Genomic DNA, 16,776 nt, shown 5'->3' on the forward strand with positions numbered 1-16,776 from the left:
AGGCTGGCGAGTGGTAGGCGGCGGATGGGTGCGGCATCAGTCCCAGAGCTGCACCCGCGGGGCGCGGCTGGGCGATGCGGGAATGGCGGGCAGCTTGACCGCGGTGCCCTGGGGCAGTTGTGGCCCTAGCTCGGCAAGCCCGGGGTTGGCGGCCAGCACCTGCTCGGTGATGTTTTGGGTGACGCCATAGGCGCGGTAGCAAAGTGCGTCCAGGGTTTCGTTTTGCCGCGCTCTGAGGGTGTTGGGCTCATTGCGGTTCATATCAGCTCAACGGTGCTGTGCGGGCGGCCTTCGATCTCGCTGATCGCCCAGGCGGCATCGCGGCGGTAGGCGTCGGCCGGGTCGGCCAGCTGTTCGCCACGCTCGCGGCCGCTGTTGGTGGCGTCATAGTCGGCGTAGCGCTCCATCAGACTGGCGTGTGCGGTGGAGAAAACGGCGCGCTGGTACAGGCCGAGGTAGGCGCCCGGGGTTTGCCATACCGGCACGGGAATATCGTCGACGGTGGGGTAACCCGCCTCGACCTGTTCTGCCTGCCAGTGACGTAACAGCCGGTTGACCATGGCGACGGCGGTGAGCAGCGCGCCTTCAATTCGGGCGCTGGTAATGGTGCCATCCAGCCGGTGGCGTTCGCGGAAGTCGCTGGGCTGAATGGCTGGCCAGAAGCCGTTGTTCTCAATCGCCTGGTCACTGGTGTCGCTGTTGGCGGTGCCTGCCGAGATAAAGCTGCTCATCAGTCCTCTCTTTAAGGTGCTGCCGGTGAAAAAGGGGGTGGGCGGCGTTTCGAGATACGGTTAATCGTTTCTCTCACGTCGCGCCCCCTGACGTCGGCGGTCGACTCGGTTGGCCGCTAGCCCTTGGGCTGCGCGGCGGCGTTCTGTTTGAGCTCTCGCTCCAGGCGTTCCAGGTCTTTCTTAACGCCAATGCGGTCATTGAGTGACAGGGCACGTTCCAGGTTGACCTGGGCTTCTTCCAGCTGGCCCGTGGCTCGGCAGGCGTAGCCAAGCGCTTTGTGCAGCTTGGCGCGGATCTGGTCGTGCATATCCGCATCGCGGGTGAGCACCTCCACATCGACCAGGTAGACGAGTAGGGCGGTGGTATCGGCGCCCTCTTCATCCAACTGTTTAAGGGCTTGGTCGGCGACTTCCTCGGCGATGATGGCGGCGGTGCCGCGCTCGAACTGGTCCGGCGGGGTGAGGCCGTGCTTGATGGCGTACTTGGCAATGGCGATGGCTCCGGCGAGGTCACCGGCATCGATACGCCAGAGCATGACGCGCATCAGCACGTCGTCTTGCGCGCCCTGGCCTGCTTCCAGCACGCCGGTAACGTAGTCGGCGTAGTTGGGCAGGATCTCGCGTTTGATCTCGGCCTTTTTCTCCATTGATTGGGTGGCTTTCAGGCGCCGGTAGTCTTCAAGCAGGGCGGCCTGCATGAGCTCATAGGCTTCACCCTGCATGGGCGCATCGCCTGCATCAGCCGCCGCCTGGGCGGCGCTGACACGTTCAAAGTGGCGTCGGGCTGGACTGGTCATTGCGTCTCCCCTATCTCTAAATTCAAGAGCCGTTGAGGGCTTTTTCTGAAAGCTCGATGTTCTCGACCATGCAGCCCGCGCCGAAGTCTTCCACCACGTATGAATCGTTGCTTGATTCGTAGTTTTCGACGCGGTTGCGCTTGGGGTTCTCGGTGACGTAGCGGCGGCGGGCACCGTTCTGCCAGTAGATCGAGAGGTTATCCAGGGTGGTGACCATCAGCGCGTTGTCGGGGAAGAAGGGCACATCCACTCCTTGCAGCGCGCCGATACGCTTCTGGCTGATCACCATGTCGGCGGCCATTTGCTCGGAAGGCGGCAGTTGGTTCAGCAGCGGGAAGTACTTATCCGCCATGAGGTTGCGGCCGAGGATGACCACCAGCCCTGGTAGGTTGCGGAACCAGGGGGAGATCAGGTTGTTGACCACGTCATAGACCACCGCATCCAGCGAGGCAAAGTCGCCGACAATACCGGGTTCGGTTTCGTTGGGCGTTGGATCAATCAGGATCTTGCCGCTGGTTTTGCCGTCCTTCATCACCCGCGCCGGTGATTGGGTGCGGTAATGCTCAAGCCAACCGATGTTGACGTCTTCCAACATCGGGTTGGCTGTGGGGTCGGTTTGCTTGGCGGCGGAGGTGCCGTTGAAGCCGATCATCATACGGTCCAGCGCCTGCTGGCGAACGATGACATCGCGCACCATGGCCTGGAAGTTGGGGAACTTCGCCCATGCGTCCAGCTTGGCGTAGCCCAGGTGGGTGTCGAATTCGGTCATTCGGCACTCGTAGCCCTGGGCATCCAGCGTGGTGAGGTCGCGGGTGGTACGGTCCTGATTGTTGACGTTGGTGCGGGCGGCGATGGGGCCGGTGACCCCCAGGGCCAGCTTTTCGCCTTTCAGCTCATCCACGCCGACCATATTGATGCGCGAGAGGAAGTCGCTGGATTCCTGAATGCGCTTTTCCAACCGCTGCTGGATGGTGGGGTCGACGGCGAATTTCTGGGTGGCGTCCGGGACGCCGTTGAGCTTCGCCACTTGACTGGCGAAGTTGTTGAAGTGCTTGCGGGTATCGTTGCGCATGGGCTTGGGCGTCTCTTAGCAGTCGGTTTCGATGGTGCCGTCGTTGCCGGTGGCGGGCTTGCGCGGCGTGTGGCTGGGGGTGTTGTCGAGCTGGGTGTACAGGGCGTCGAAGTCTTGCTTCAGCGTGTCGTGGGCGCTTTTGAGCTCGTTGAAGGCGGCCTGGGTGGGGCGCTTTTCCAGCTCGGCAGCCAAGGTTGAGTGCTTTTCCACGAACAGGCCGAGGGTGTCTTCCAGCTCGCTGCGAAAGGCGCTGAAGCTGGCATCGGTTTTGGCGTCGTGCTTTTTGAACAGCGCCTTGACGCGCTCGGCGAGGCTTGGACCGGTGTCCTGGGGGGTGAACGCCAGCTCGGTTTCCAACGCTTCGGAAAAGACGTTGTCCGGGCGTTGCTTGCGGGCCGCCAGCGGGGAGTTCTTGCCTTCCTGCGCGCTGAATTTGAGCATCGAAGTGCCCAGCGCGGCGGGGGAGTCGGTGACGGCCAGACCCACCAGGTAAGCTTCGCCGGTGCCCGCAAAGTCGAGATCCACCTCCATCGAGGTGTAGATTTTCTGACGCTTCTCGACCATGGCCTTGAGCTCATCGGTCGGGTCGATCTCGGCGTAAAGGCCGAGCTTGCCGTCCTCGTCGGCTTCGGTTTTCAGCGCGGTGACATCGCCGTAGGCCTTGAAGGGGCCGTCCGGCAGCATGCCTTTCATGTGTTCCAGGTTGACCCGGCAGCCGTATTTGGCGGGATCGAAGTTGGTGGCCATTTGGGTGAGCCATTCGGCGCTGATGGTGCGGCCATCGGTGGTGGCGCCTTCTTTTGCAATGCGATGCCAGGGCATGGGCGGGCCTCGGTTGAGTTAGGGGCGTTTCGGCTGGGGTCAGGTTCCGCGTGTACGCGATTTGGCTCAACGGGCGGCGGGTGTCAGTCGCGCTACTTACACCGAGGCGGGCAATCTCCGCTTCGTCTGCGCGGGTACGCTGGCGGGCATGACACCTCAAGCGCATATCGACGACGATCACTACCGCCTATCCGCCCGCCATCTTTATTGGATGGGGTGGCGCATTGCGCGGATTGCCGAATTTCTGGACATCCCCCGTGCGACCATTGATAGCTGGAAAAAGCGAGATGCCTGGGACGACGCGACGCCGACCCAGCGGGTAGAGGGCGCGTTGGAGGCGCGCCTGGTGCAGTTGATCTGGAAGGATCAAAAGGAAGGCAAGGACTTCAAGGAAATCGACCTGCTGGGCCGCCAGATCGAGCGGTTAGCGCGGGTGCACAAGTACCAGGGCAGCGGGAAGGAAGCCGACCTTAATCCCAATATTGAGCGTCGCAATGCTGGCGAGAAACGCAAGCCCAAGCGTAACGATGTGGGTGACGAGGGCGTGATTCAGATCGTCGAGGCCTTCGAGGCCTCGCTGCTCGACTACCAGCGTGATTGGTACCGGGCAAAAGAAACCGAAGCAATCCGCAATATTCTCAAGAGTCGCCAGATTGGCGCGACCTGGTACTTCGCCCGGGAGGCGATTGCTGACGCCCTTGAGACGGGGCGAAACAAGATATTTATGTCAGCGAGTAAAGCCCAGGCGCATATCTTCAGAAATTACATCGTGCGCTTCGTGTTTGAAACCACCGGCGTGGAGCTGAAGGGCGACCCCATCATTCTCGCTAACGGCGCCGAGCTGCACTTTTTGGGCACCAATGCCAAGACGGCGCAGGGCTACCACGGCGATACCTACCTGGATGAGTATTTCTGGATTCACGGCTTCGAACAGTTCCAGCAAGTGACGTCGGGGATGGCGATGCAGAAGCAGTGGCGAGAGACCTATTTCTCTACGCCATCCTCGGTCACCCACGAAGCCTATCCGTTCTGGACAGGCAGCCACTTCAACGAGGGGCGACCCAAAGCTGACCACATCAAAATAGATGTGTCTCACAGCGCCTTGTCGGGAGGTCGACGCTGTGAGGATGACCACTGGCGGCAGATCGTAACGGTCGAAGATGCAGTGGCTCGCGGCGGTGACATCCTGCTCGATATAGACAAGCTCCGCCGCAAATATAGCCCCGATGCCTTTAAGAACTTGCTGATGTGCGAGTTCGTAGACGACACGCAAAGTGCCTTCCCGCTGGCGATGATGCAACGCTGCATGGTGGATAGCTGGGATGCCTGGCGGGATTTGAAGCCGTTCGCCCCGCGCCCTTACGGCGATCACCCGGTGTGGATCGGCTACGACCCGGCGGGGGATGGCGAAGACGGCGATGGGGCAGGCCTGGTCGTGGTTGCGCCGCCCAAGTCCATGGATGGCAAGCACCGCATCCTGGAACGCCACCGCCTGAAGGGCCGCGACTATGAGGCCCAGGCGGAATTTATCCGCAGCGTGACCCGCCGCTACAACGCGACCTTTATCGGTATCGATACCTCCGGCCTTGGCGAGGCGGTGGCCCAACTGGTGGCGAAGTTCTTCCCCACCGTGACCCGGTACCGCTACACCCCCGAGATGAAAGCGCGCCTGGTGATGCAGGCGCAGCAGATCATCAACAAGGGGCGGCTGGAATTTGATGCGGGCTGGACGGATCTCGCCCAGTCGTTCATGGCGATCCGCCGGGAGCTGACTGCCTCCGGACGCCAGATGACCTACACCGCCGGTCGCAATAACCAAACCGGCCACGCGGATCTCGCGTGGGCGACGATGCATGCCCTACACAATGAGCCACTCGATGGCCCGGTCGACCACGGCACGGGCCGTTCCCTAATGGAGATGTTTGAATGAGCGATTCGCTGGCGGAAAAGCCCCGGATTCGTGTACCCGCTTATGATGTGAATGAAGCGGGGGAGCCAGCAGCGCCCGCCAAGGCGGAGGCGTTCAGCTTTGGCGAGCCCACGCCGGTGATTGATGGCTATGACTTTTTCTATACCGGATGCTGGATGCTGGGCAACGAGTGGTACGAGCCACCGGTGGACTTTCCTGCGCTGGCTCAGACCTACCGTGCTACGGCCCACCATGGCTCGGCCATTCAGGTGAAGCGCAATATACTGGTGCGTTCGTTTATTCCTCATCCACTGCTCAGCCGCCAGGCGTTCAGCGCGCTGGCCACCGATTACTTTGTGTTTGGCAACTGCTACCTGGAGCGGATCTTCGGGCGCCTGGGCAGGTTGTTGGCATTGAAGCCAGCGCGGGCCAAGTACGTGCGCCGTGGTGCGGATCTCAGCCGCTATTTCTGGGTACCCAATTGGGAGGAGCGCAGCGAGTTCAACGAGGGCAGCATCATTCACCTGCTGGAACCGGATATTAACCAGGAGGTTTATGGCGTGCCGGATTACCTGGGCGCGCTGCAGTCGATCTACCTGAACGAAAACGCCACGCTGTTCCGGCGCAAGTATTACCTCAACGGCTCCCACGCCGGGTTCGTGATGTACGTCTCCGATGCGGCGCATAACCAGGAAGACATCGACGCCATGCGCTCGGCACTGAAGGAATCGAAGGGCGTGGGCAATTTCCGCAACCTGTTCCTGTACAGCCCCAACGGCAAGAAAGACGGCATCCAGATCATCCCGATCAGCGAGGTGGCCGCCAAGGACGATTTCGCCGCGATCAAGAACATCACCCGCGACGACCAGCTCGCCGGCCACCGCATCCCCCCGCAGCTAATGGGCATTATCCCCAACAACACCGGCGGCTTCGGCGACGTGGAGAAAGCCGCCAAGGTGTTCGTTACAAATGAATTAGAGCCGGTGCAGGCGGTGTTCAGCGAGATTAATGATTTGCTGGGGGAGGAGGTGATTCGGTTTAAGGAGTATTCGTTGGCTTCTGCCAGCGAGCCAACCGCTGGCCCTATTCGTTAACCATACATCCAACCAAAACGCCGCCCAATTGGGCAGCGCTTGCGTTAGGTGGAAGCAATCTGTGGCGGTGACGGGGGCAGGTGGGTGGCGTTCCACACCTCTAATGGTTCGGTGGGTAGACCAATCGCATCATTCACCTGCCGCAGGGCGCAATGCAGGTTGAACCGCTCCCGTGGATCTTCGTTCTTGGCAAGTTCCCGCGCTAGGGTGCGGCTCTGCTCCTGCAAAATGAGCAGGTAGCGGAACTTCGGTGTGTCCTTGATGCGCTTACGCACCTGTTCCAGCGGCTGCACCTCGGTCGCCTGCTGCTTTAACAGCGCCACGGCTTGGCGCTCACGCTGGATAAAGTAGCGCCGCACCTTGCGGCCCATGGCATTGTTTTCAATCATCGCCAGTTCTTTGGCCATTCCAATCGTCAGGTGGTAGTCGATCATCTTCTGGGGGCGTGCTTTTGAGCTCACCAAATCCGGTGAGCTCAAATTTTGTACAGTTATGTAGTCCTCGCCTTCCTCGAATCCGTATTGACGAATGCGGTCTAATATCCAAGAGGAAAAGGCCCTGCCCACTTCCAAAAACTCATGCAGGTCACGGGCGTTGCACAGCAGCGCTTCCTCCGATTGAAACACCGGAATCATCATATCGTTCATGGGTTTCTCCTTTGCTAACAATCGATTAGTGGACTTGCTGCTGTAGGCGCTCAAGGTAGCGGCCTGCAATCGCCGCACCGTCTACCATGTGGCTGTACATCGCTTTGCCTGCCGGGGAGCCTAGCTGGCTAAGCGCCTCGTAAAGATGATACTGGCGGTCAAGCTGCCGCAACGCCTGCATATGGTGGCACAGGGCATACAGGTTGGTGCAGTCGCTGCTGTCTAGCGGGCTGGTGGTGGTGATGGCGGGAAGGGGAGCACAGGCGGCAATAAAGTTGCAGGCGTTGTTTAGCTCATCGGCAGGGATCAGTTCGGCTCTGGGCACGTTGAAGCGAGTGTGTACCAATCCCCATAGCTGGGAACGCGCTTGGCGCTGCTGAGCGCTCGGCAACCGCTTGAGCTTTTTGCCAATCAACTCATGCAGGATATGCAGGCCATCGGTACCGATAGTGGTCGAAGAAATATCGTAGTAGCCATACTTGCGGATAGCGGGCAGCACCTCGGCGGTCACCCACTTCTTGAACCGGCGTGCTTCGGTTTTACGGCTGCGTAGTATCAGTGAGTAGAGGCCAGACTCATTGATAAGTATGGGTTTTCTTCCCGAACCCGAATACTGTTCGTGTTTGCATTTCTCGTCGTCATCCAACCCGATCAGCGCTTTGTTGGTGTCGCGCAGATCCAGCGCAGCGCATACATCCATGGCAAAAAACCACGGCTGTTCGTCAATCAACAGCGTGCGAATTTCTTGGGTATCGAACTGGAAAGGAATGATGTGAGCAGCCATGTAATGGCCTCCGTATAAGTTTTAGTGTGCAGCTGTTCCAGTTAGTAGCTGGAAGCCGGGTCTCAACTAGAGCCTTATACGAAGCTCCGGGCATATTCCCGCAATGCGGTATTTTATTACGCCTCTCGACCCGGCCATAAACCTGTGTATGGCAGGAAGCGCCGTCTTTCAGGCACAAAAAAACCGCAAAGCTATCGGGTGCGGATACCGCGTATAAGTTCTAGTACCAAGGACCTTAGCGGCACCGCCCCCGGCTGTCAATCACGCCACCCGCGCCCCCTGGCGCGCGATCGACTCCCCGCCCCGCCTGCGCGCTAAACCTGTCTGTTTTTATGCACCCATGCACATGTCGCAAAGCTGCGCCGTAACTAGGGTTCACGACCTGATTGCGAGCGCTCGTTCTCATGCGGAATCCTGCGAATTTCTTAACAAAGCGGGATGGTAGTGACTCAGGCAGGCTGAGGTGCTCTCAGGAGTATGGGGGTCGTCGGAAAAAGGTAATCTAGGTGATTTGGCTGTTTTTCTTACGTAAATAAATGATTTTAAAAGATATTTAGATTACCTCTAAAAGGTAATAAAAGGTGATGCAAAAGGTAATATTTACATAAGTTGTTGATAATAAATGGTTTTAATAATTGATCATTTCACCTTATAAAAAGGTAATGTGGTTACCTATTGATCACCTTTTTATTACCTTTTGAACGACTGTTTTAACTTCATTAATTTCAAAAGCTTACGACACATTTTTGAGTTTGGTTACCTTTATTACCTTTTTCCGAGACCCCCAAACATTCTGACGTACCCTTCACGCATGATGCGCACGCACACGCGTCATGTGTGCATCTGTGAGCAAAAGTGAATTCAAACCAAATGATGTGTAGCATTCTGCAATCATTTTTTAAGAGGAAACAGAGTGAAGGATATTGCCGATAGCATCGTTCCTAGTGAGTACGCAAGCCTCGAGCCATTGCTGAATTCTTGGATTTCGACCGTGAAGCATTACTGTGAGCTGCATAAGAAATTTGAGCTAAGCGAAAACTGCTGGTGGCACAATGAGCGAGCTTCCATAAGCATTCTGGCCGGGGCCGCATGGCGAATACCTCATAGTGAAGATCAATGGGTTGCAATAGAGGAATTCGCCACGAATAAGCGGGGATTAATTGAGGAGAACAAAGATGGTGGTGATTCTCGCTATGGTCGTTGCGACATGTACGTTACGAACTCTGATATTTCATACGCTATAGAAGCAAAACAAGTCTGGCAATCTATTGGAGATCGAAGCCCCGGTGAAGTGAATGTGAAAGCTGGGCTAGAGGCGGCTTGGAAAGATGCAGGCTCTTTACACAGTAATGAAGCAGATTGGCGAATGGCCGTAACTTTCATTGTTCCTTACATACCTCTGAACGAAGTCAATGAGGAAGGAGAAGTTGATCGTGCTAAGGTTCGAGAAAAAGTTGAAACATGGCTGGAAAAAACCGGTGGTTTTGAGCGTGTGCGAGGTAAGCCCATGGCTTATGCATACTACTTTCCTTATGACTGCTTAGATTATTACAACGATCAAAATGGAAGGCTTTTCCCAGGCGTTGTTGTAGCGCTAGAGCGTCGAATTAGGGGAAAGTGAATTTTTATCTGCAACATTTTTGCTACATGAACTTATTGAAGCCCATAACCATGGGCTTTAGTTCCAATCCATCATGGGCGCAACCGAAAACCGGCGTGCCGCGTCTGCTGGGTTAACGTTCGTCATATCAATCACTTGCATACTTGGTATGCGGTATAAAGACACGCCCTGAAACAGGTGGAAGCGATGCACCGTAGTGGACGCATAGAATCGGAGATAATGGGTGTAAGATTGTACGCAAAAAAGGCCATTCAGCCCAGAGCATAAATCGCCACTCAGCGCGGCTAACATCGCTTCTGTCGTTGTCCAGCCCTGAAGAGCGTTTATCGGCGTGGAGATAAATCGACTTGGGAAGAATGGTGTTTAGGTCCGGCTATGGGTTAGGCTTTTTGTTGAGTGAAGCAAGCGATCGCTTGATAACGACGGGGAGAAGGGAATGGAATTTGTCGCTATATTGGCTGGTTTAGCCGTTATGGTTATCTGCTGGGTGTTGCTTGTTAAGTCCATGAGGATTAACGGGCGTCCCATGTGGTGGCGTCACTTTGCTTCAGCTTCATTTTCGCCACTGACCTTTGCCGGGGGATCCTTGATAGTTGGTAGCTTTTTGGGGGTGACCGACCCAGATGGCGAGACATGGGGCTTTGCGGGTGTTATTGCTGGCTTATTGGTGCTATTACCGGTGTCCATCACTTTGGGGGTTTCATGGGGTGCTGCTAAGCGGAAGCAATTAAATCGCCCTGCGGGCGATAACCATACGTAACCAAAGCCAAGAACAGGCCGACAACCTAAGCTTTCAACCGGACCAGGGGCTACTAACCCAGAACCATTCTTATCATCTGGTGCATTAGCATCCATAGTGGCGTTTTCTGATCTCACCATGGCACCTGATAATCCTTTCTTCGATCAGTGGCTTATTTCTCTGTGTATGTGGCAGGGGAATGATAAGCTGGCGGCTATGGTGGCCGAGGAGCAGTTATGCATCAGATGAAAACAGGTTTCAGGTTCATGTTGGTTGGTATCATGTTAGTCAGCATGACGCTGCTTGTGGGCTGTGGCGGCGAGGATGAGCAGGCCGCGGACGAGCAGGCCCGCGAGACGGCAGAAGCGATTGCTCAAGAAGAAGCGAGTCGCGAAGCCCAGGCGCAGAACGAACCGGCCGAGGAAGTAGAGCCGTTGGATGTTCGAGTTCTTGTATCGGCGTCGATCGGCTCGGATCGCCAAATGCAGATCGAAGGCGAGACCAATCTGCCCAATGGCGCTCAGGTGCAGGTGATTGTCGAGCGCGAACTGAGCCGCGTGCGCTGGCGTGAACGGGTCGAAATTGAGCAAGGGCAGTTTTCCGCAGGGCCGTTTGGTCCCGGCAGTGGCCTGCCGGACGGTGGCTATAGTGTCACCGTGGAGCTGTCCGAAGCCACCGTTCAACCCAGAGCCGTGCAGCAGCGCATAGGCGAAAAAGGCGAATACCTGACGGGAGAGCTGGTCACTCAATCCCGCCATGGCCTGGGCCAGATTGCCACTTACACCACTCGCTTTATGGTCGGCAGTCAGCCCAGACAGTCGCGGGGGAACGCAGAGTTACTCCAGACACCATGAAATGCCCTTCAGGCGGAGCGCCAGTGCGCCAACAGTACGGCTTGAATAGTAACGTCGCTGGTCGCTTTGCTTAGCTGTTTAAGATGACGTTTATCGTGCTGTTCCACCAGGTACAGGCCGCTCTTGTGGAAGACGTGGGTGGGGCCCAGCAGGAGTAGGTCGCCCGGCTTGGCCGGTGCAAAGTCGCTATCTGGGGCCGGTGTCACCATGATGCAGGGAGCTTTCCAGTTGGCCTTGAGCGGTAAATGATCAGGCACGGTCATCGCCGTTGACTGCACCTGTTCCCAGGGTAGTGGCCCTTCGTGGCTGAGCGTCAACAAGAGTGGGGCGCTGTCACCCTCAAGCAATGTGGCGAGCGAGCAGTCCAGGGATTCGGCCAATGCCACCAGGCGCTCATGACCGATTTGCTTGATGGCTCCGGACTCCCAATAAGAAATAGTGACATCCGATACGCCAACTTTACGTGCTAGGGCAGCTTTGTTGAGCTTGGCCCGAAGTCGCAGTTGCTTGATACGTGAGCCTAGCGATTCCATTTCGTTTTCCTGTCGATGAGCGGCGTCGCTCGTTTAAAAATGTCCATCAACACGATGGCGTTAAAATAGGGTCTCTGCTGAAAATGAGACCTGGATTCCGCTGATCAGCGCTACGACATACTAAGCGATTGTGCAATAACGCGCATTTTTTTCCAGACAACGTTTATTTAACCCCGTATCTGACGCTTTCTGGCGGCAGTCGTTCCCTACGCGATGGTGTTGGTTAAGCACAGGGTGCGTATAATATCGCCACGCTTTTTGCCAAAAGGACGCTCCTATGACCGTACGTACCCGAATTGCGCCATCGCCGACGGGAGATCCCCATGTCGGTACGGCGTATATTGCGCTGTTTAATCTATGTTTCGCACGTCAGCACGGCGGCCAGTTTATCCTGCGTATCGAAGACACCGATCGGGTGCGCTCCACGCCAGAATCGGAACAGATGATTCTTGATTCGCTGCGCTGGTTGGGCCTTGAGTGGGATGAAGGCCCGGATGTGGGTGGGCCGCACGGTCCGTATCGGCAAAGCGAACGTGGCGATATTTACGCGCAATATGCCCAGCAACTGCTGGACGCCGGGCACGCGTTCAAGTGCTACCGCACCAGCGAGGAGCTGGACGAGCTGCGCGAGGCGCGCAAAGCCGCCGGTATGCATCTGGCGCTGAAACCCGCCGACCTGGCGCTGGATGAAGACGAGGCTGCACGGCGTGCCCAGGAAGGCTGGCCCTACGTGGTGCGCATGAAGGTTCCCGGCGACGGTGTATGCGTGGTGGATGACATGCTGCGTGGCACTATCGAAGTGGACTGGGCGCAGGTAGACGCCCAGATTCTACTGAAATCGGATGGCATGCCCACCTATCACCTGGCCAATGTGGTAGATGACCATTTGATGGGCATTACCCATGTGTTGCGGGGGGAGGAGTGGATCAATTCCGCCCCCAAACACCAGTTGCTTTACGAGTATTTCGGTTGGGAGATGCCGCAGCTTTGCCACATGCCGCTGTTGCGCAATCCAGATAAGTCGAAGCTTTCCAAGCGCAAGAATCCGACGTCGATTAATTACTATCGCCGCATGGGGTTCCTCCCTCAGGCGGTGACTAACTATCTGGGCCGAATGGGCTGGTCGATGCCCGACGAGCGCGAAAAATTCAGCCTTGTGGAAATGATGGCGGCCTTTGATGTTCAGCGCGTCTCGTTGGGCGGGCCGGTGTTCGACCTGGAAAAGCTGACCTGGTTGAACGGGGTCTACATTCGCGAAGACCTTGATGACGACGCGCTGCTGATGGCACTGCGTGAGTGGGCCTTTAATGAGGACTATGTAAAGCAGATTCTGCCGCAGATTCGCCCCCGTATCGAAACCCTTGCCCAGGCAACGCCGTTGGCGGGTCACTTCTTTTCCGGGTTGCCCGAGCTGAAAGAGCAGGACTTCGACAGCGTCAAGTTGGAAAAAGACGAGTTGGTGAAGCTGCTGCAATTCCTGGTCTGGCGTTTTGAAGTGGTGCCAGCGTGGCACAAAGAGGCACTTCTTGAGGAAGTGAAGGCATTGGCCGGGCACTTTGATTTGAAAATGAAGGCTTTCCTGGCACCTGTGTTCATCGCCATTACCGGTAGTGCCACCAGCACCTCGGTGATGGATGCGATGGCGATTCTGGGCTCGGACGTCACGCGAGCACGCCTTCGCCATGCGATCGAGGTGTTAGGCGGTGTTTCCAAGAAGCAGGCCAAGCGTCTTGAGAAAGAGTTTCGCGATCTATAAAAACCGCACCCCATTATAGCCATAATATTTTGGCATTTTCCTGGTTGACGAAGGCGAGCGTAATCAGTAATATACGCCCGTCTTCGCGACACGTGGGGCCTTAGCTCAGCTGGGAGAGCGCAACACTGGCAGTGTTGAGGTCAGCGGTTCGATCCCGCTAGGCTCCACCAATCTTGGCCTCGTCATACGCGAAGCGTGCTTGAAACGTCCCATTCGTCTAGTGGTCCAGGACACCGCCCTTTCACGGCGGTAACAGGGGTTCGAACCCCCTATGGGACGCCACCATGCATTCTGCATTATTCCTTTCTTTTCGGCAGTGTTATGTAGGCCACTACATGTGCTTACCCATGACTATGCCTCGCTGTTTTACAACCCTCATTATGTGCTGAAAATCCGCTGATTCAGAGGATTTTGTACTTGACTTGTCCACTTTTGCGTTTTTCTCAGACAGGTTGTGCACAACCCTGTCATGCCTGTGCGCTAAATCATTGTTTTATTATTATCTGTTTAAAAACAGTAACTTGCGTAAGGTCAAAAAATGACCAATTTAAGGCCTGCCCGCTGATCATGGCGATTGTGGGACGTTTTCTAGTGGTTGTGAACAGGGTTATCCACAGATAGTGTGGAAAACCCTGTTGGGGTTACTAGCGGGGTGAAAAGTCAAGCTTCTATTGTGCTTTGCGCAGACGTTTTAGCAGTGATGAGGTGTCCCAGCGGCCGCCGCCGAGTCGCTGTACATCGGCATAAAATTGGTCCACCAGGGCGGTCACCGGCAAGGTGGCGTCAAAGTGGCGTGCCTGGGCTAGACAAATAGCAAGGTCCTTGCGCATCCAGTCCACCGCAAAGCCATGTTGATACTCATCGGCAATCATCGTTTTGTGGCGATTTTCCATTTGCCATGAACCTGCGGCGCCTTTGGATACCACGTCGATGACCTGTTGCTGGTCAAGCCCGGCCTGCTCGGCAAAATGCAACCCCTCTGCCAGGCCCTGGACCAGCCCCGCAATACAGATCTGGTTGACCATCTTGGTCAGTTGCCCGCTGCTGGCATTGCCTATTAGCGTTACGGCGCGGGCGTAGTGATCAAGAACGGGTTCTACGGTATCGAAGTGTGCTTGTTGGCCGCCACACATGATGGTCAGCGCACCATTTTCTGCGCCTTGCTGGCCGCCTGAAACGGGGGCGTCGAGAAAGGCGATGCCCTGCTGACGACAGGCGGCATCAAGCTCCAGGGCGAGATCCGCCGATGCAGTGGTGTGATCCACCAGAAAGCTGCCGCTCGTCATGCCATGGAGCACGCCATTTTCCCCGGTTGTCACTTGCCTTACATCGTCATCGTTGCCAACGCACACCAGGACAAGGTCAGCGCCTTCAGCGGCTTCGCGGGGCGTGGCGTGGGCACTGCCGCCGTATTCGCTTACCCAGGCGTCAGCTTTGCTGCTGGTGCGGTTGTACACGCGTGTGGTGAGACCTTGTTGGGCAAGATGCCCTGCCATGGGATAGCCCATAACGCCTAGACCGATAAATGCAACTGTCTGGATCGTAGCCATAAATCACCTGATTGTTGGTGTGTTGTGAATGAGGGATGGCGGAAATGCAAAAGGCCACCCTGGGGCGGCCTTTGCATGTGCGTTTCATCATGAGTAGCGCGGTTTATTTTTTGGGGTAGTCGCGCTGGTCGTGGCCAATGTAAAGCTGGCGGGGACGACCGATCTTGTAGCTTTCGCTGAGCATCTCGTGCCAATGCGAAATCCAGCCGATGGTGCGGGATACCGCAAAGATCACCGTGAACATGTTTCTCGGAATGCCCATGGCTTTCAGGATAATGCCTGAATAGAAATCGACGTTCGGATACAGTTTGCGCTCAATGAAGTACTCATCTTCAAGGGCAATCTGCTCCAGACGCTTGGCGATTTTCAACTGCGGGTCGTCGGCCAGGCCGAGCTCGGCCAGCACTTCGTCGCAGGTCTCTTTCATCACCTTGGCGCGCGGGTCGAAGTTGCGATAAACACGGTGACCGAAGCCCATCAGCTTGAACGGGTCGTCTTTATCCTTGGCTTTATCAACAAAGCGCTGGATATTTTCTTCAGACTCGTCGCCGATTTCGTCGAGCATCGCCAGTACAGCTTCGTTGGCGCCGCCGTGCGCCGGTCCCCATAGGGCCGCAATACCGGCACTGATGCAAGCGAAGGGGTTGGCGCCGGTTGAGCCCGCCAGGCGAACAGTCGAGGTGGACGCGTTTTGCTCGTGATCCGCATGCAGCATGAAGATGCGGTCCATGGCTTTGGCGTACACCGGGTTGATTTTGTACTCTTCGCACGGATTGCTGAACATCATGTAGAGGAAGTTCTCTGCATAGCTCAGCTCATTGCGTGGATAGTTGAAAGGCTGGCCGATGTTGTACTTGTACGACATCGCGGCGATCGTCGGCATCTTGGCGATCAAGCGAATAGCGCTTATCTCGCGATCTTCTTCTTTGGTGATGTCCATGTGGTCGTGGTAGAAGGCCGCTAGACCGCCGACAACGCCGCACAGGATCGACATCGGGTGCGCGTCGCGGCGAAACCCTTTGAAGAAGTTGTTGATCTGATCGTGGACCATGGTGTGGTTACGAATGCGCGACTCGAAATCGGCATACTGCTTGTCGTCAGGTAGGTCACCGAACAGCAGGGTGTAGCACATCTCAACGAAATTGGACTCTTTCGCCAGTTGGTCAATGGGGTAGCCGCGGTGCAGCAGGACGCCCTTGCCGCCATCGATATAGGTAATGGCTGACTGGCAGGAAGAGGTGGCCATGAAGCCGGGGTCGTAGGTGAACAGGCCCTCGGCGACCAAGCCCCGGACGTCGATAACGTCTGGGCCAAGTGAGCCGGAGTACATTGGTAGTTCGATCGTTTTGTCTAGACCGTCTACCGTCAATGTTGCTTTCCTGTCAGCCATGCTGGCCTCCTTTCGAGTTCGGGTTGGGACGTAAAGTCGGTGCTGCGCATACCGCGCCGGCGAAAAGGCCTGCCCACTATAGAAGCGTGCGTCATTTTGTCAATTAGCCCTATCGCTAGGTATGCTTGTACAGTGTAGGTCGTGCTGGTTAACATTTGTTCATGGTTGATGTGTCGCTAATAAGCGGAAAATGCTATCACAGGGATAATACGTTAACCTGCTTACGAACGAGCTTGCTTACCGACACTATAGCGATGCTGCGATGCAAAATCGACTCACAATGCGGAGTTTTTTCTTGCACAATGGTCGAGTAAAGCCTTAGTTCGGTTTGTCAGCGGGGGCTAAGCTTCTTATAATCTCTGGCGCACGACCGGTAGGCTGGTGGTCGTGCCAGACTTGGCAACGGCCGAGCCCCTTCCAGTAATCACTGCCCGCTCGGGCTATGCCCGACCTGTCGCAGAGCGGGCCAATAAGAGT

At 56.4% G+C, this 16,776-nt stretch carries 16 protein-coding genes and 2 tRNA genes; 8 read left to right on the forward strand and 10 right to left on the reverse strand.

Annotated features, from left to right (window positions below):
* Positions 1 to 36: 36 nt before the first annotated feature.
* The 5 genes from BMX75_RS10910 to BMX75_RS10930 form a co-directional block, all read right to left on the reverse strand.
* Positions 37 to 261, reverse strand: a complete 225-nt coding sequence (locus tag BMX75_RS10910; RefSeq protein ID WP_092827866.1) for a tail protein X — start codon at positions 259 to 261, stop codon at positions 37 to 39.
* Positions 258 to 731 (reverse strand): head completion/stabilization protein, encoded by a 474-nt coding sequence (locus BMX75_RS10915; protein ID WP_092827868.1) that lies wholly within the window; start codon positions 729 to 731, stop codon positions 258 to 260. Before BMX75_RS10915 ends, BMX75_RS10910 begins: the two co-directional genes overlap by 4 nt.
* Before the next feature lie 116 nt (positions 732 to 847).
* Positions 848 to 1,528, reverse strand: a complete 681-nt coding sequence (gene gpM / locus BMX75_RS10920) for a phage terminase small subunit (RefSeq protein WP_092827870.1) — start codon at positions 1,526 to 1,528, stop codon at positions 848 to 850.
* Between the two features lie 22 nt (positions 1,529 to 1,550).
* Positions 1,551 to 2,600 (reverse strand): phage major capsid protein, P2 family, encoded by a 1,050-nt coding sequence (locus tag BMX75_RS10925; RefSeq protein ID WP_092827872.1) that lies wholly within the window; start codon positions 2,598 to 2,600, stop codon positions 1,551 to 1,553.
* Between the two features lie 15 nt (positions 2,601 to 2,615).
* A complete protein-coding gene (locus BMX75_RS10930; protein WP_092827874.1) occupies positions 2,616 to 3,422 on the reverse strand; it encodes a GPO family capsid scaffolding protein in 807 nt (268 codons plus the stop codon).
* 61 nt (positions 3,423 to 3,483) lie between these two features.
* On the opposite strand from BMX75_RS10930, the gene BMX75_RS10935 reads away from it, so the two are divergent.
* On the forward strand, positions 3,484 to 5,352 hold the full coding sequence (locus tag BMX75_RS10935; RefSeq protein ID WP_479715030.1) for a terminase large subunit domain-containing protein: 1,869 nt from the start codon (positions 3,484 to 3,486) through the stop codon (positions 5,350 to 5,352).
* Positions 5,349 to 6,425 carry a phage portal protein gene (locus BMX75_RS10940; protein WP_092827878.1) on the forward strand — a complete coding sequence of 359 codons (1,077 nt, stop codon included), beginning with the start codon at positions 5,349 to 5,351 and terminating at the stop codon, positions 6,423 to 6,425. The genes BMX75_RS10935 and BMX75_RS10940 overlap by 4 nt, the downstream gene beginning before the upstream one ends.
* A 44-nt stretch (positions 6,426 to 6,469) precedes the next feature.
* Here BMX75_RS10940 and BMX75_RS10945 read toward each other — a convergent pair whose 3' ends face one another.
* Both BMX75_RS10945 and BMX75_RS10950 read right to left on the reverse strand, forming a co-directional pair.
* Positions 6,470 to 7,072: an antA/AntB antirepressor family protein gene (locus BMX75_RS10945; protein ID WP_092827880.1), complete on the reverse strand. Its 603-nt coding sequence runs from the start codon at positions 7,070 to 7,072 to the stop codon at positions 6,470 to 6,472.
* A 25-nt stretch (positions 7,073 to 7,097) separates the two neighbouring features.
* Positions 7,098 to 7,856, reverse strand: a complete 759-nt coding sequence (locus BMX75_RS10950; protein WP_092827883.1) for a BRO-N domain-containing protein — start codon at positions 7,854 to 7,856, stop codon at positions 7,098 to 7,100.
* Positions 7,857 to 8,769: 913 nt separating this feature from the next.
* On the opposite strand from BMX75_RS10950, the gene BMX75_RS10955 reads away from it, so the two are divergent.
* The 3 genes from BMX75_RS10955 (at position 8,770) to BMX75_RS10965 (ending at position 11,070) form a co-directional block, all read left to right on the forward strand.
* Positions 8,770 to 9,477, forward strand: a complete 708-nt coding sequence (locus tag BMX75_RS10955) for a hypothetical protein (RefSeq protein ID WP_217639877.1) — start codon at positions 8,770 to 8,772, stop codon at positions 9,475 to 9,477.
* 436 nt (positions 9,478 to 9,913) lie between these two features.
* Positions 9,914 to 10,237 (forward strand): hypothetical protein, encoded by a 324-nt coding sequence (locus BMX75_RS10960; RefSeq protein ID WP_092827885.1) that lies wholly within the window; start codon positions 9,914 to 9,916, stop codon positions 10,235 to 10,237.
* 215 nt (positions 10,238 to 10,452) lie between these two features.
* Positions 10,453 to 11,070 carry a hypothetical protein gene (locus BMX75_RS10965; protein ID WP_092827887.1) on the forward strand — a complete coding sequence of 206 codons (618 nt, stop codon included), beginning with the start codon at positions 10,453 to 10,455 and terminating at the stop codon, positions 11,068 to 11,070.
* Between the two features lie 8 nt (positions 11,071 to 11,078).
* On the opposite strand, the gene BMX75_RS10970 is transcribed toward BMX75_RS10965, so the two are convergent.
* Positions 11,079 to 11,603 (reverse strand): helix-turn-helix domain-containing protein, encoded by a 525-nt coding sequence (locus BMX75_RS10970; RefSeq protein ID WP_092827889.1) that lies wholly within the window; start codon positions 11,601 to 11,603, stop codon positions 11,079 to 11,081.
* Between the two features lie 277 nt (positions 11,604 to 11,880).
* Here BMX75_RS10970 and gltX point away from each other — a divergent pair, with 277 nt between their 5' ends.
* The 3 genes from gltX to BMX75_RS10985 all read left to right on the forward strand — a co-directional run bounded on the left by gltX (position 11,881) and on the right by BMX75_RS10985 (position 13,641).
* The gene (gene gltX / locus BMX75_RS10975; protein WP_092827891.1) at positions 11,881 to 13,359 is read left to right on the forward strand and encodes a glutamate--tRNA ligase; all 1,479 of its coding nucleotides are present in this window, start codon (positions 11,881 to 11,883) and stop codon (positions 13,357 to 13,359) included.
* Between the two features lie 94 nt (positions 13,360 to 13,453).
* Positions 13,454 to 13,529, forward strand: a tRNA-Ala gene (locus BMX75_RS10980).
* Between the two features lie 36 nt (positions 13,530 to 13,565).
* A tRNA-Glu gene (locus BMX75_RS10985) sits at positions 13,566 to 13,641 on the forward strand.
* 386 nt (positions 13,642 to 14,027) lie between these two features.
* Here BMX75_RS10985 and BMX75_RS10990 read toward each other — a convergent pair.
* Both BMX75_RS10990 and gltA read right to left on the reverse strand, forming a co-directional pair.
* Positions 14,028 to 14,909: an NAD(P)-dependent oxidoreductase gene (locus tag BMX75_RS10990; RefSeq protein WP_092827893.1), complete on the reverse strand. Its 882-nt coding sequence runs from the start codon at positions 14,907 to 14,909 to the stop codon at positions 14,028 to 14,030.
* A 103-nt stretch (positions 14,910 to 15,012) separates the two neighbouring features.
* Positions 15,013 to 16,299 (reverse strand): citrate synthase, encoded by a 1,287-nt coding sequence (gene gltA, locus BMX75_RS10995; RefSeq protein ID WP_092827895.1) that lies wholly within the window; start codon positions 16,297 to 16,299, stop codon positions 15,013 to 15,015.
* Positions 16,300 to 16,776: the final 477 nt, after the last annotated feature.

Source organism: Vreelandella subterranea (genome assembly GCF_900111305.1).
Lineage (GTDB): Bacteria > Pseudomonadota > Gammaproteobacteria > Pseudomonadales > Halomonadaceae > Vreelandella > Vreelandella subterranea.

Bases quoted from the DNA above. Each gene is read 5' to 3' on its own strand.
- BMX75_RS10910 (WP_092827866.1), bottom strand. From the start codon at position 261: ATGAACCGCAATGAGCCCAACACCCTCAGAGCGCGGCAAAACGAAACC.
- gltA (WP_092827895.1), bottom strand. From the start codon at position 16,299: ATGGCTGACAGGAAAGCAACATTGACGGTAGACGGTCTAGACAAAACG.
- BMX75_RS10940 (WP_092827878.1), top strand. From the start codon at position 5,349: ATGAGCGATTCGCTGGCGGAAAAGCCCCGGATTCGTGTACCCGCTTAT.
- gltX (WP_092827891.1), top strand. From the start codon at position 11,881: ATGACCGTACGTACCCGAATTGCGCCATCGCCGACGGGAGATCCCCAT.
- BMX75_RS10930 (WP_092827874.1), bottom strand. From the start codon at position 3,422: ATGCCCTGGCATCGCATTGCAAAAGAAGGCGCCACCACCGATGGCCGC.
- BMX75_RS10915 (WP_092827868.1), bottom strand. From the start codon at position 731: ATGAGCAGCTTTATCTCGGCAGGCACCGCCAACAGCGACACCAGTGAC.
- BMX75_RS10965 (WP_092827887.1), top strand. From the start codon at position 10,453: ATGCATCAGATGAAAACAGGTTTCAGGTTCATGTTGGTTGGTATCATG.
- BMX75_RS10945 (WP_092827880.1), bottom strand. From the start codon at position 7,072: ATGAACGATATGATGATTCCGGTGTTTCAATCGGAGGAAGCGCTGCTG.
- BMX75_RS10970 (WP_092827889.1), bottom strand. From the start codon at position 11,603: ATGGAATCGCTAGGCTCACGTATCAAGCAACTGCGACTTCGGGCCAAG.
- gpM (WP_092827870.1), bottom strand. From the start codon at position 1,528: ATGACCAGTCCAGCCCGACGCCACTTTGAACGTGTCAGCGCCGCCCAG.
- BMX75_RS10925 (WP_092827872.1), bottom strand. From the start codon at position 2,600: ATGCGCAACGATACCCGCAAGCACTTCAACAACTTCGCCAGTCAAGTG.
- BMX75_RS10990 (WP_092827893.1), bottom strand. From the start codon at position 14,909: ATGGCTACGATCCAGACAGTTGCATTTATCGGTCTAGGCGTTATGGGC.
- BMX75_RS10960 (WP_092827885.1), top strand. From the start codon at position 9,914: ATGGAATTTGTCGCTATATTGGCTGGTTTAGCCGTTATGGTTATCTGC.
- BMX75_RS10950 (WP_092827883.1), bottom strand. From the start codon at position 7,856: ATGGCTGCTCACATCATTCCTTTCCAGTTCGATACCCAAGAAATTCGC.